Origin of the sequence: Mesorhizobium sp. DCY119 (assembly GCF_003590645.1) — a bacterium.
GTDB lineage: Bacteria > Pseudomonadota > Alphaproteobacteria > Rhizobiales > Rhizobiaceae > Mesorhizobium_M.
In genome coordinates, this window is record NZ_CP031834.1 from 2,030,689 (window position 1) to 2,043,611 (window position 12,923).

Here is a 12,923-nt window from a genome sequence, read left to right on the forward strand (position 1 = left end):
GGGCAGCGCGAACTTTCACGAGGGCGCAGCTGATGGCCAGCATCGTCGCAACTCAACCTCCCGCCAAAAGCTTCTTCTCCCGAATCGCCGCCGGCAGCGTGTTTCCAGTCGTCTCCATCCTCTTGGGCCTGGTCATCGTCTGGTACGTCTTCGCCGTCATCCTCAATGGGCCGTTCCAGCGCGATCTCGACCGGCGGGCAGGCGAAACGCCGGGCTTTGTCGAATTCGTCGGCAAGACGTGGTCGCAGCCCAAGCCGACGCTGCCGGCGCCGCATCAAGTGGCGGCGAATTTCTTCGAAAACACGTTCCTGCGCAAAGTCACCAGCAACCGCAGCCTTGTCTACCATGCCTGGGTGACGCTTTCGTCGACGCTGCTCGGCTTTGCTTTCGGCACCGCGCTCGGCATCCTGATTGCCGTCGGCATCGTGCATTTTACCTCGCTCGACCGCAGCCTGATGCCATGGATTATCGCCTCGCAGACCATTCCCATCCTGGCGATCGCGCCGATGGTGGTGGTCGTTTTCGCCGCGATCGGCATCACCGGGGTCATCCCCAAGGCGCTGATCTCGACCTATCTGTCGTTCTTCCCTGTCGCGGTCGGCATGGTGAAGGGCCTGCGCTCGCCCGAACTCATGCATCTCGACCTGATGCATACCTATAATGCCAGCGCCTCGCAGACCTTCTGGAAGCTGCGCGTGCCGGCCTCCGTGCCGTTCCTGTTCGCTTCGATGAAGGTGGCGGTGGCGGCAAGCCTCGTCGGCGCGATCGTTGCCGAACTGCCGACAGGTGCCATTGCCGGCATCGGCGCAAAGCTGCTCTCCGGCTCCTATTACAGCCAGACCATAGATATATGGGCGGCCCTCGTCGCCGGTTCGGTCGTGGCGATCCTGCTGGTCACAGTTGTCGGCATCGTCGGCAACATAGTCGAGCGCTCCATGGGCGGGAGGCCGGCATGAGCGGGCTGAAGCTTTCATGGCAGGCGGGACTGGCGCTGCTTTTCTGCGTCGCCGCAGCCATCATGCTGCCGCTCGCCGGCGCGGCTGCTCCCTATAGCGGCGGCACGACCGCGCTTATCTTCGTCTTTGTCGCTGGTGCGGCATTGGCTTCCGCTCTTCCCCTGCCGAACTTGATTTCCGCCGCCATCCTGTTCGTCGGCGCGCATGGCGCGGCCTGGCTGCTCATTGCCGGAATCACGGGCAATGAGGGGACGGCGCGAACCTCGTTCTTCCTGCTGATTACGGCGGGATGGCTGCTGGCCTGGCGCTGCGTGACAGTGCTGTCGGTGCTGCGCCCGGTCGACCGCCTGGCGAATACACTGCTGCGCCTGCTTATCCCGGTCATCTTCGGTGCGTGGATCCTGATCCTGTGGGAAGCGATCACGCGCGGCGCCGGCATTCCCTTCGTGCTTTTGCCGCCGCCCAGCGCCATCGGCGTGCGGCTTGCGAATTCCCTGCCGATCCTGTGGGCGGATGTGAACCAGACGATCTTCAAGTCGGTGGTTGCCGGTTACGTCCTCGGCTGCGGCGCGGGTTTCGCCACCGCCATCCTTGCCGACCGCGTGCCTTTCCTGCGGCGCGGGCTGCTGCCCATCGGCAACATGGTGTCGGCGCTGCCGATCATCGGCGTCGCGCCGATCCTGGTGATGTGGTTCGGTTTCGACTGGCCTTCCAAGGCTGCCGTCGTGGTCGTCATGACCTTCTTCCCGATGCTGGTGAACACGGTGGCGGGCCTTGCCGCCTCCGGGCACATGGAACGCGACCTGATGCGCACCTACGCCTCCAGCTACTGGCAGACGCTGTTCAAGCTCAGGCTGCCGGCTGCTGCTCCTTTCATCTTCAACGCGCTGAAGATCAATTCCACGCTGGCCCTCATCGGCGCCATCGTAGCGGAGTTCTTCGGCACCCCCGTCGTCGGTATGGGCTTCCGCATTTCGACGGAGGTCGGCCGCATGAATATCGATATGGTCTGGGCCGAAATCGCAGTTGCAGCACTTGCGGGTTCGGTCTTCTATGGCGCGATAGCCCTTGTCGAAAGGGCCGTTACGTTTTGGCATCCGTCTGTCCGTGGTGGGTAGGCGCACTTCAGAGGGTGAAAAAAATGAAAAAACTGATGGTTTCCATGCTGGCCGGCGCGATGTCGCTGGCGGCTGTCCAGGCTTGGGCCGCCGACAAGGTGACGCTGCAGCTCAAATGGGTGACGCAGTCGCAGTTTGCCGGCTACTACGTCGCCAAGGACAAGGGCTTTTATGAAGAGGAAGGCCTCGACGTCGACATCAAGCCGGGCGGCCCCGATATCGCGCCTGAACAGGTGATCGCCGGCGGCGGCGCCGACGTGATCGTCGACTGGATGGGCGGCGCGCTGGCTGCCCGCGAAAAGGGTGTGCCGCTGGTCAACATCGCCCAGCCGTTCAAGAAGGCCGGCATGGAACTGGTCTGCCCGAAGGACGGCCCGATCAAGACCGAAGCCGACTTCAAGGGCCACACGCTCGGCGTCTGGTTCTTCGGCAATGAATATCCGTTCTATGCCTGGATGAACAAGCTCGGCCTGCCGACCGAAGGCGGCAAGGACGGCGTGACCGTTCTCAAGCAGAGCTTCGACGTGCAGCCGCTGATCCAGAAGCAGGCCGACTGCATCTCGGTCATGACCTACAACGAATACTGGCAGCTGATCGATGCCGGCTTCAAGCCGGAAGACCTGACCGTCTTCAACTACACCGAGATGGGTAACGACCTTCTGGAAGACGGCCTCTATGCGCTTGGCGACAAGCTCAAGGACCCGGCCTTCGAGGAAAAAATGGTCAAGTTCGTGCGCGCCTCGATGAAGGGCTGGAAGTACGCCACGGAGAATCCTGACGAAGCTGCCGGCATCGTCGTGGAAAACGGCGGCCAGGACGAGAACCACCAGAAGCGCATGATGGGTGAAGTCGCCAAGCTGATCGACAATGCCGACGGCAAGCTGATCCCGGCCGCTTACGAGCGCACGGCAGCAGCCCTGCTGGCACAGAAGATCATCACCAAGGAGCCGGAAGGCGCCTTCACGACGGTGATCACCGACAAGGCGATCAAGTAAAATCGTTTTGCCTTTTCGCAAGACAGTAAAGGGGCGGGCAACCGCCCCTTTTTGGTGTCATGACACCGTAAACCGACCGTGAGACGATTGGCGCTCCTGCATTCTTGCCTGAGGGACCAAGCCATGCGGATCGCAAGCTACAATGTCGAAAACCTGTTCGATCGCGCCAAGGCGATGAACCTCGACAGCTGGGAGGAGGGCCGTCCGGTTCTGGAGGCCTTCGCCGCGCTCAACGCGCTTCTCGGCGAAATCAATTACACGCCGGCGATGAAGACAAAGATGGTCGAGCTGATGATCAAGCTTGGCCTCGAAAAGTCAGACACCGGCCCCTTCGTCATCCTGCGCCGCAACCGTGGCGGATTGCTGAAGCGGCCGACTGCCGGGGGTATCGAAATCCTGGCTGATGGCCGCGCCGACTGGGTCGGCTCGCTGGAACTGCGCGACGAGCCGGTGAACGAACATTCCATGCGCAACACCGCCCGTGTCATGATCGACATCGAGGCCGATATCCTGGCGGTGGTGGAGGCCGAGAGCCGCCCGGTGCTGGCAGCTTTCAACGACACGATCCTGCCGGCAATAGGCGGCACGCCGTTCCGGCAGGTCATGGTCATCGACGGCAATGACGAGCGCGGCATCGATGTCGGGCTGGTGACCAAGCCGGACCATGTCATCGGTCTGATGCGCAGCCATGTCGACGATCTCGCCCCCAATGGCGAGCGCATCTTTTCACGCGACTGCCCCGAATTCCACGTGACGCTGCCGTCCGGCAAGACGCTCATCGTCATGGTCAACCATTTCAAGAGCAAGGGTTTCGGCTCGCCCGCGTCATCCAATGCCAAGCGGCGTTCGCAGGCAGAGCGCGTCAAGGCGATCTATGAGGGGCTGGTGGCGGCAGGCAACGAGCTGATCGTCGTGCTGGGCGACCTCAACGATACGCCGGGCAGCGCCCCGCTGAAGCCGCTGATCGACGGCACCAACCTAAAGGATGTTTTCACGCATCCGGGCTTCGACAATGGCGGCTTTCCCGGCACGTTCGGCCTGTGCAACGCTGGCAACAAGATCGACTATATCCTGCTGTCGCCGAAGCTGTTCGAGAAGGTTGAGGCCGGTGGGGTGTTCCGGACCGGCATGTGGCCCGGCTCGCGGCCACGGCGTTGGGATTGCTATGCTGAGCTCACCAAGCCGCATGATGCGGGGTCGGATCATGCGGCGGTTTGGGTGGATATCGATGTTTGATCTGGACGGGACGCTGGGTCGGAAAAGCCCCTCTCCGTCGCGCTGCGCGCGCCACCTCTCCCCGCAAGCGGGGCGAGGAACCCAAGCCCTTGAAGCGTTGCGCCCTCGCAGAATCTAGGTTCCTCGCCCCTGCGAAGCGGGGGAGAGGTGGCGCGCGAAGCGCGACGGAGAGGGGGCTCTTGCTGAGGGCTCCTGCAGCTAAACCCTACCGCTTCTCGCGAATATCCGTCAGCGTCCGCGCCGGCGTGATCGCCTCCGGGTCGAGCTTTATCTCGATGATAGCCGGCCTGCCGCTCGCCCTTGCGCGCTCGAAGGCCGCAGCAAAGTCGGCGGTCTTTTCAACTGTTTCGCCATGGCCGCCATAGGCGCGGGCGAGTGCGGCGAAATCCGGGTTCTTCAGGTCCGTCGCTTCGACGCGGCCGGGATATTCGCGCTCCTGATGCATGCGGATCGTGCCGTAGATGCCGTTGTTGACGACGATGACGATGATCGGCAGATCATATTGCACGGCGGTGGCGAATTCCTGCCCGTTCATCAGGAAGCAGCCGTCGCCGGCAAAGCAGACCACCTCGCGGTCGGGAAACAGCCCCTTGGCTGCGACCGCAGCCGGTGTGCCGTAGCCCATCGAGCCAGACGTCGGTGCGCCCTGCGTGGCGAAGCGGCGGAAGCGGTGGAAACGATGCACCCAGGTGGCGTAGTTGCCCGCGCCGTTGGTCAGGATGGCGTCTTCCGGCAGAACCTTTTCCAGATAGGTCATGATCGGCCCCATCTGCACCGTGCCGGGTCCGGTTTCGGGCGGCGTCGACCATGAGAGATAGTCTGCATGGGCCGTAGCCGTTGCCTCTGCCCATCCTGGCGACGACGGCCCTTTTTTCTTGGCGAAAGCCTGCGTGAATGCGGTCGGCGAGGCATTGATGGCGAGCGTTGGGCGGTAGACGCGGCCAAGTTCGCTCGTGTCGGGGTGGACATGCACCAGGGTCTGGTCCGGGTAGGGGCTTTTCATCAGCGTGTAGTCGGACGAGGGCATCTCGCCGAAGCGCCCGCCGACCAGCAGGATCAGGTCGGCTTCCTTGATGCGGGCAGCAAGCTTCGGGTTGATGCCGATGCCGACATCGCCGGCATAGTTCGGATGCAGGTGGTCGAACAGCATCTGGCGGCGGAAGGAAACGCCGACCGGCAGCGACCAGGATTCGGAAATCTCCTGGAAGCCGGCGACGGCCCCCTCGTTCCAGCCCGAGCCGCCGAGGATTGCGAAGGGGCGTTTGGCGCCGGCGAGCAGCCGCTCCAGTTCGGCCAGTTCCGCCTCTCCGGGCCGCGTTTCGACCGGCGTGAAGGGCAGGGCGGCAGGCGCTTCCACCTCGCTCGTCAGCATGTCTTCCGGCAGTGCGATCACCACCGGGCCGGGGCGGCCGGATGTGGCGATGGAGAAGGCGCGCGTCAGGATTTCGGGGATGCGCGCGGCGTCGTTGATCTCGGTGGCCCATTTGGCGATCGGGCCGAAGAAGGCGCGGTAGTCGACTTCCTGAAAGGCTTCGCGTTCGCGGGCGTGGCTCGCAACCTGGCCGATGAACATGATGAGCGGGATGGAATCCTGCATGGCGATGTGAATGCCGGCCGAGGCATTGGTCGCGCCGGGACCGCGCGTGACGAAGCAGATACCCGGCTTGCCCGTCAGCCTGCCGTGGCAATCGGCCATCATTGTGGCACCGCCTTCCTGGCGGCAGACGATGCTCTTGATGGAGGAATCGTAGAGCGCGTCGAGCACTGCGAGATAGGATTCGCCGGGCACGCAATACATGCGGTCGACGCCGTTGGCTTCGAGCGCTTCGACGATCAGTTTTCCGCCAGTCTTCATCCGCCTGCCTTCTCCAGTTCCGCCAGAATTTCCGCCGTATGCTCGCCAAGGCGCGGCGAGGGCCGCTCATAGACCAGCGGCGTCGCGCTCATAACCATCGGCGCGCGCACCGACGGCAGCTTGTTGCCATGTCCATCGTCGAGATCGAGCCGTATGCCGCGTGCGATGGCTTGCGGGTCGGCGAATGCCTCGCCGATGGTGTTGATCGGGCTTGCCGGCACGCCAGCCCTTTCCAGTTCGGCCAGCAGCGCCTCGCGCTCGAATTTTGCCAGGGCGGCAATCATGGCTTCGCGCAGGGTGACGCGGTTGGCGACGCGCGCGGCATTGGTCGCATAGAGCGGGTCGGTACCCATGGCGTCCAGCCCGACGACGGCGCAGAATTTGCGGAACTGTCCGTCATTGCCGACGGCGAGAATGAAATGCCCGTCCTTCACCGGCAGCACTTCATAAGGCGCGATGTTGGGATGGGCATTGCCCATCTGTTTCGGCGGAACGCCCGAGACGAGATAGTTCAGGTTCTGGTTGGCAAGCACGGACATCTGCGCGTCGAGCAGCGCCATGTCGATTTGCTGGCCCTGGCCGGTCGCCTCGGCATGGCGCAATGCGGCCTGGATGGCGACGACAGAGTAGAGGCCGGTGAAGATGTCAGTAACGGCCACGCCCACCTTCTGCGGTTCGCCGCCGGCCGGCCCGGTGATCGACATCAGCCCCGACATGCCCTGGACGATGAAGTCGTAACCGGCGCGAGGCGCGTAGGGGCCATCCTGGCCGAAGCCGGTGATCGAGCAATAGACGAGGCACGGGTTGACCGCCTTCAGGCTCTCATAGTCGAGTCCGTATTTCTTCAATCCGCCGAGCTTGAAATTCTCGATCAGCACGTCCGCCGTGGCGACGAGCTTTTTGACCGTCTCGGCCCCTTCCGGCGTCGAGAAATCCACCGCGATCGAGCGCTTGCCGCGATTGCAGGAGTGGTAGTAAGCGGCCGACAGGTTCTCGCCGTCATGGCCTTCGACGAAGGGCGGGCCCCATTTGCGCGTGTCGTCGCCGCCGTCCGGGCTCTCGACCTTGATGACGTCAGCGCCGAGATCGGCCAGCAACTGGCCCGCCCAGGGGCCGGCAAGGATGCGGGCAAGTTCGATGACGCGGATGCCGTGAAGGGGAGGTTGAGCCATGAAGGACCTGACGGTTGCGATGCTGGCACGCTGTAACAATCTTGCGCCGGCCTGTCACCGCCGATGCGCTGTGCCAGCCTTGTGCCGGCGCTATTTTCTCACCACCTGCTCGGCCCAGGCGGCGAACTCTTCCATGACGAGATCGCGGTTCACCTCGTTCAGGCTTTCGTGGCGGGTTTGTCCGTAAACCTTTGAAAGAAGATTCGAAAAACCCTGCCGCTCCATACGGCCGGCAAGGTCGGTTATGGCCTTGCCGCCATCGGTCGCCGGGTCCTTTTCGCCGCCGACGATGTTGAACGGCAAGTCCTTCGGCACGTTCGCAAAATTGGCGTCATCGGCGCCATGGAAGACGAAGCCGAACAGATCCTGCCATAGCGACACGCTGGCATCCCAGCCGCAGAGCGGGTCGGCGACATATTTGTCGACCTCCAGCGGGTCGCGCGACAGCCAGTCGAACCCGGTGCGGTGGTTGGGGATTTTCTTCGCCCAGGCCTGAAAGGTCAGCCTCGGCAATATCCGCGACGGCACGTCGGAGCCAAGCCGAAAACGCTCATAGGCAAGGATCGCCTGTGCCAGCCGGCCAAGCAGCCCGGCCGAGAAGCTGGCGTTCCAGATGGCCGCGCCGCGCAGCCCCTCGGGATGGCGCATGACGTAGTTGAGCGTGATCATGCCGCCCATCGAATGGCCGAAGATGATCACCGGCAGCCATGGCTGCTCCTTGCGGATCAGTTCATGGATCGAAGCGATGTCCGCGATCACTTTGTCGCCGCCGTCGGGCGTGCCGAAGATGCCCTGCGGCGCATCCGGCGCCTTGGTATAGCCGTGGCCGCGATGGTCATGCGCATAGGTGTGAAAGCCGCGCGCAGCCATGAAGTCGGCGAAGCGCGCGTAGCGGGCGGCATGCTCGGCCAGGCCATGGTTGATCTGGATCACGCCGCGCGGCGCACCCTTGGCGCGCTTCATATAAAGGTTGAGCTTTGCGCCGGTTGGCGACTCATGAAGCCTTTGGCTGTCGAATGGCATGATTTCTCCCTCGATTGCGGACTGTTGGCCACGGCGATGGGCGCGTCAAGGGAGCGTGCGCTGCCATCCACCGACCTTGGATTTCATGACTGAACTTTGGATGTTTTTTCTTCGCCAATGATGTCAGGAGGCCTTCGGTTTGCCCTTGTGCATCGAAATGCGAACCATATATTCCATTCGCTTCCCAAGTCGGCCCCCGGACTTCTCCGCCACATTCTCCAAAGCACCCGCGAATGCGGCCATCAACAGGCACCGTCATGCAGCCGATCATTTCCGTTTCCCATCTCTCCAAGACCTACGCCACAGGCTTCAAGGCGCTGAAGGACATCAATCTCGAAATCCGCAAGGGCGAGATTTTTGCGCTGCTCGGCCCCAACGGGGCGGGCAAGACGACGCTGATCAGCATCATCTGCGGCATCGTCAATCCGAGCGAAGGGTCGGTGGTGGCCGACGGCCACGATATCATCAAGGATTATCGCGCCGCGCGCTCGCGGATCGGGCTGGTGCCGCAGGAACTGACGACCGACGCCTTCGAGACGGTGTGGGCGACGGTGAGCTTCAGCCGCGGCCTGTTCGGCAAGCCGAAGAACCCGGCCCATATCGAGAAGGTGCTGCGCGAGCTTTCGCTGTGGGACAAGAAGGACAGCAAGATCATCACCCTTTCCGGCGGCATGAAGCGCCGCGTGATGATCGCCAAGGCGCTGTCGCACGAGCCGCAGATCCTGTTCCTCGACGAACCGACCGCCGGCGTCGATGTCGAGCTTCGGCGTGACATGTGGGAAGTCGTGCGCTCGCTGCGCGATACCGGCGTCACCATCATCCTCACCACCCACTACATCGAGGAGGCCGAGCAGATGGCCGACCGCGTCGGTGTCATCAGTCATGGCGAGATCATTCTGGTCGAAGAAAAGGCCGAGCTGATGCGCAAGCTCGGCAAGAAGCAGCTGACGCTTCAGTTGCAGGGCAGACTGGAAACCATTCCCACAGCGCTTGAAAAGCACGGGCTGGAACTGTCGCCGGACGGCGACGAGCTCACCTACACCTACGACACCCAGCAGGAACGCACCGGCATAACCACGCTGCTGCGCGACCTCAACGAAGCAGGCATCCGCTTCCGGGACCTGCAGACCAAGCAGAATTCGCTGGAAGAAATCTTTGTCAGCCTGGTGCGGGAGCAGCGGTCATGAATTTTTACGCCATCCGCTCGATCTATCTGTTCGAAATGGCCCGCACGTGGCGCACGCTGCTGCAGAGCATAGTCTCGCCGGTCATCTCGACATCGCTCTATTTCGTCGTCTTCGGCTCGGCCATCGGCTCGCATATGAAGGAAATCGGCGGCGTCAGCTATGGCTCGTTCATCGTGCCGGGGCTGATCATGCTGTCGCTTTTGACGCAGAGCATCTCCAACGCCTCCTTCGGCATCTATTTTCCAAAGTTCGTGGGCACGATCTATGAGCTTCTATCCGCGCCGGTCTCCTCGCTGGAAATCGTCGTCAGCTATGTCGGTGCTGCCGCGACAAAATCCATCATCCTCGGGCTGATCATCCTTGCGACCGCAGCGCTTTTCGTGCCACTGCACATCGAGCATCCGCTGTGGATGATGCTGTTCCTCGTGCTGACGGCGGTGACGTTCAGCCTGTTCGGCTTCCTTATCGGCATCTGGGCCGACGGTTTCGAAAAGCTGCAACTGGTGCCGCTGCTGATCGTGACGCCGCTGACCTTCCTCGGCGGCAGCTTCTATTCCATCGATATGCTGCCGCCCTTCTGGCAGAAGGTGACGTTGTTCAACCCGGTGCTCTATCTGATCAGCGGCTTCCGCTGGAGCTTCTACGGCGTGGCCGACGTGAATATCGGCGTCAGCCTCGGCATGACGCTGGCGTTTCTTGCGGCGTGTCTGGTTGCCGTGTGGTGGATATTCAAGACGGGGTGGCGGATCAAGGTTTGAGGGGGAAGCGCGCTGTAGATGGCTTCGGCTCCCCCAAAAGCATTTGCCGTTTCGGCCGGCATCGCCTACATAGCGCGCAACCTCCGCAAACAGATCAGGGATTAGCCAAGCGTGGCACGCCAGTTCATCTATCACATGGCCGGGCTCAACAAGGCCTACGGCACCAAGAAAGTCCTCGAAAACCTCCATCTCTCCTTCTACCCGGACGCCAAGATCGGCATTCTCGGCCCGAACGGCGCCGGCAAGTCGACCGTGCTCAAGATCATGGCCGGTCTCGACAAGGAGTGGAATGGCGAAGCCTGGCTCGCCGAGGGTGCGACCGTCGGCTATCTGGCGCAGGAGCCGCAGCTCGATGCGACCAAGACGGTCTTCGAAAACATCATGGAAGGCGTCGCCAAGAAGACGGCCATCATCGAGCGCTACAATGAGCTGATGATGAACTATTCCGACGAGACTGCCGACGAGTCGGCGCGTCTTCAGGACGATATGGACCGGCTGAACCTCTGGGACCTGGAACAGCAGGTCGAAATGGCGATGGAAGCGCTGGCCTGCCCGCCCAAGGACTCGGAAGTGACCAAGCTTTCGGGCGGTGAGCGCCGCCGCGTCGCTCTGTGCAAGCTGCTGCTCAGTGAGCCGGACCTTCTGCTGCTCGACGAACCGACCAACCATCTCGACGCCGAGACCACGGCCTGGCTGGAAAAGCATCTACGCGCCTACAAGGGTGCGGTGCTGCTCATCACCCACGATCGCTACTTCCTCGACAACGTCACCGGCTGGATCCTCGAGCTCGACCGTGGCCGCGGCATTCCTTATGAGGGCAACTACACCGCCTATCTCGAAGCCAAGGCCAAGCGTCTCAAGCAGGAAGGCCGCGAAGACGATGCGCGCCAGCGCGCTATCAACCGCGAGCGCGAGTGGATTTCTTCCAGCCCCAAGGCGCGCCAGACCAAGTCCAAGGCTCGTATCCAGGCGTTCGAAGACTTGCTGGAGCAGGCCGACAAGCGCCGTCCTTCCGACACGCAGATCGTCATTCCGCATGGCGAGCGCCTCGGCAATGTCGTCATCGAGGTTGCTGACCTCAACAAGGGTTTTGGCGAAGAGCTGCTGATCGAGGACCTGACCTTCAAGCTGCCACCCGGCGGCATCGTCGGCGTCATCGGCCCGAACGGCGCCGGCAAGACCACGCTGTTCAAGATGATCACCGGTCAGGAGACGCCCGATTCCGGCTCGATCCGCGTCGGCGAAACAGTGAAGCTCGGTTATGTCGACCAGAGCCGCGACGCGCTCGACCCGAACAAGACCGTATGGGAGGAAATCTCCGGCGGCGCCGAAGTGGTCAAGCTCGGCAAGTTCGAGGCCAACACCCGCGCCTATTGCTCGTCGTTCAACTTCCGTGGCGGCGACCAGCAGCAGAAGGTCGGCAATCTCTCCGGCGGCCAGCGCAACCGCGTGCACCTCGCCAAGATGCTGAAGACCGGCGGCAACGTCCTCCTCCTCGACGAACCGACCAACGATCTGGACACCGAAACGCTGGCGGCACTGGAAGACGCACTGGAAAATTACGCCGGCTGCGCCGTCATCATCTCGCACGATCGCATGTTCCTCGACCGCATGGCGACGCATATGCTAGCGTTCGAAGGCGACAGCCATGTCGAGTGGTTCGAAGGCAACTTCGAGGACTACGAGAAGGACAAGATCCGCCGCCTCGGCCCCGACGCCGTCAACCCGCACCGCATGACCTACAAGCGGCTGACGCGATAACGGAATTCTACCCAGCGCCCCGTCTTACAGCGGGGCGCTTTTGCATTCGACCTCCATTCAGGAGTACGCGCTATGAAAGACTGGTCCGCATCCCAATATCTCAAATTCGAGGATGAGCGCACCCGTCCGGCGCGCGATCTGCTGGCGCAGGTGCCGATCGAAATCCCGCGCCGTGTCGTGGATATCGGCTGCGGGCCGGGCAATTCGACGGAACTGCTGGCGGCGCGCTGGCCGAATGCGAAAGTCAGCGGTGTCGACTCTTCGCCGGCGATGATCGAGGAGGCGAAGCGTCGGCTGCCGGCACTGGAATTCACGCTCGCCGATGCGGACAGCTGGACGCCGGACGGGCCGGTGGATGTAATCTTCGCCAATGCCGTCTTCCAGTGGCTGCCCAACCACAGGGCCGTTCTGGCCCGGTTGCTCGGCCTGCTTGCGCCGGGCGGCGTGCTTGCCGTGCAGATGCCGGACAATATCGGCGAGCAGTCGCATGTGCAGATGCGTGAGACGGCCGCCGCCATGCCCTTTGCCGCAAAGATCGCCAAGGCGCGCGCGCCGCTGCCGCCTGTCGCGTCCTATTACGATCTTCTGACGCCGCAGTCCGCCCGGCTCGACATCTGGCACACGATCTACAACCATCCGCTGGCGAATGCCGAGGCGATTGTCGAATGGGTGAAATCGACCGGGCTGAGGCCTTTCATCGATCCCCTCGACGAGGACGAGAAGCACCAATTCCTGAAGGAATACACGACGCGCATCGCGGCTGCCTACCCACCAGCTGCCGACGGCAAGGTGCTTCTTCGCTTTCCACGGCTTTTCATCGTGGCGCAACGGGTGTAAAGCGCCTGCCTTTGCCACGCAGGTT

11 protein-coding genes are annotated in these 12,923 nt (G+C 62.6%); 8 read left to right on the forward strand and 3 right to left on the reverse strand.

Annotation, left to right across the window (positions count from 1 at the left end; translation table 11 throughout):
• Window positions 1-32 precede the first annotated feature (32 nt).
• The 4 genes from DZG07_RS09820 (at window position 33) to DZG07_RS09835 (ending at window position 4,305) form a co-directional block, all read left to right on the forward strand.
• Window positions 33-956, forward strand: coding sequence for an ABC transporter permease (locus DZG07_RS09820; RefSeq protein ID WP_119816487.1), 924 nt, complete (start codon window positions 33-35; stop codon window positions 954-956).
• Complete coding sequence (locus tag DZG07_RS09825; RefSeq protein ID WP_119816490.1) at window positions 953-2,074, forward strand: ABC transporter permease; 1,122 nt, start codon at window positions 953-955, stop codon at window positions 2,072-2,074. The genes DZG07_RS09820 and DZG07_RS09825 overlap by 4 nt, the downstream gene beginning before the upstream one ends.
• Window positions 2,075-2,097: 23 nt before the next feature.
• Complete coding sequence (locus DZG07_RS09830) at window positions 2,098-3,069, forward strand: ABC transporter substrate-binding protein (protein ID WP_091912899.1); 972 nt, start codon at window positions 2,098-2,100, stop codon at window positions 3,067-3,069.
• Window positions 3,070-3,192: 123 nt separating this feature from the next.
• A complete protein-coding gene (locus DZG07_RS09835; RefSeq protein ID WP_119816493.1) occupies window positions 3,193-4,305 on the forward strand; it encodes an endonuclease/exonuclease/phosphatase family protein in 1,113 nt (370 codons plus the stop codon).
• A gap of 205 nt (window positions 4,306-4,510) precedes the next feature.
• Here the strand turns inward: DZG07_RS09835 and DZG07_RS09840 are convergent, their stop codons facing one another.
• The 3 genes from DZG07_RS09840 to DZG07_RS09850 form a co-directional block, all read right to left on the reverse strand.
• Window positions 4,511-6,160: a thiamine pyrophosphate-binding protein gene (locus DZG07_RS09840; protein WP_119816495.1), complete on the reverse strand. Its 1,650-nt coding sequence runs from the start codon at window positions 6,158-6,160 to the stop codon at window positions 4,511-4,513.
• On the reverse strand, window positions 6,157-7,332 hold the full coding sequence (locus DZG07_RS09845) for a CaiB/BaiF CoA-transferase family protein (RefSeq protein ID WP_119816498.1): 1,176 nt from the start codon (window positions 7,330-7,332) through the stop codon (window positions 6,157-6,159). The genes DZG07_RS09840 and DZG07_RS09845 overlap by 4 nt, the downstream gene beginning before the upstream one ends.
• A 90-nt stretch (window positions 7,333-7,422) precedes the next feature.
• Window positions 7,423-8,355 carry an alpha/beta hydrolase gene (locus DZG07_RS09850; protein ID WP_119816501.1) on the reverse strand — a complete coding sequence of 311 codons (933 nt, stop codon included), beginning with the start codon at window positions 8,353-8,355 and terminating at the stop codon, window positions 7,423-7,425.
• A 257-nt stretch (window positions 8,356-8,612) separates the two neighbouring features.
• Here DZG07_RS09850 and DZG07_RS09855 point away from each other — a divergent pair, with 257 nt between their 5' ends.
• The 4 genes from DZG07_RS09855 (at window position 8,613) to tam (ending at window position 12,898) form a co-directional block, all read left to right on the forward strand.
• On the forward strand, window positions 8,613-9,542 hold the full coding sequence (locus tag DZG07_RS09855) for an ABC transporter ATP-binding protein (RefSeq protein WP_119816504.1): 930 nt from the start codon (window positions 8,613-8,615) through the stop codon (window positions 9,540-9,542).
• Window positions 9,539-10,300 (forward strand): ABC transporter permease, encoded by a 762-nt coding sequence (locus DZG07_RS09860; RefSeq protein WP_119816507.1) that lies wholly within the window; start codon window positions 9,539-9,541, stop codon window positions 10,298-10,300. The genes DZG07_RS09855 and DZG07_RS09860 overlap by 4 nt, the downstream gene beginning before the upstream one ends.
• 111 nt (window positions 10,301-10,411) lie before the next feature.
• Complete coding sequence (gene ettA, locus DZG07_RS09865) at window positions 10,412-12,061, forward strand: energy-dependent translational throttle protein EttA (protein ID WP_119816509.1); 1,650 nt, start codon at window positions 10,412-10,414, stop codon at window positions 12,059-12,061.
• A 72-nt stretch (window positions 12,062-12,133) separates the two neighbouring features.
• Window positions 12,134-12,898, forward strand: coding sequence for a trans-aconitate 2-methyltransferase (tam, locus tag DZG07_RS09870; protein WP_119816512.1), 765 nt, complete (start codon window positions 12,134-12,136; stop codon window positions 12,896-12,898).
• Window positions 12,899-12,923: the final 25 nt, after the last annotated feature.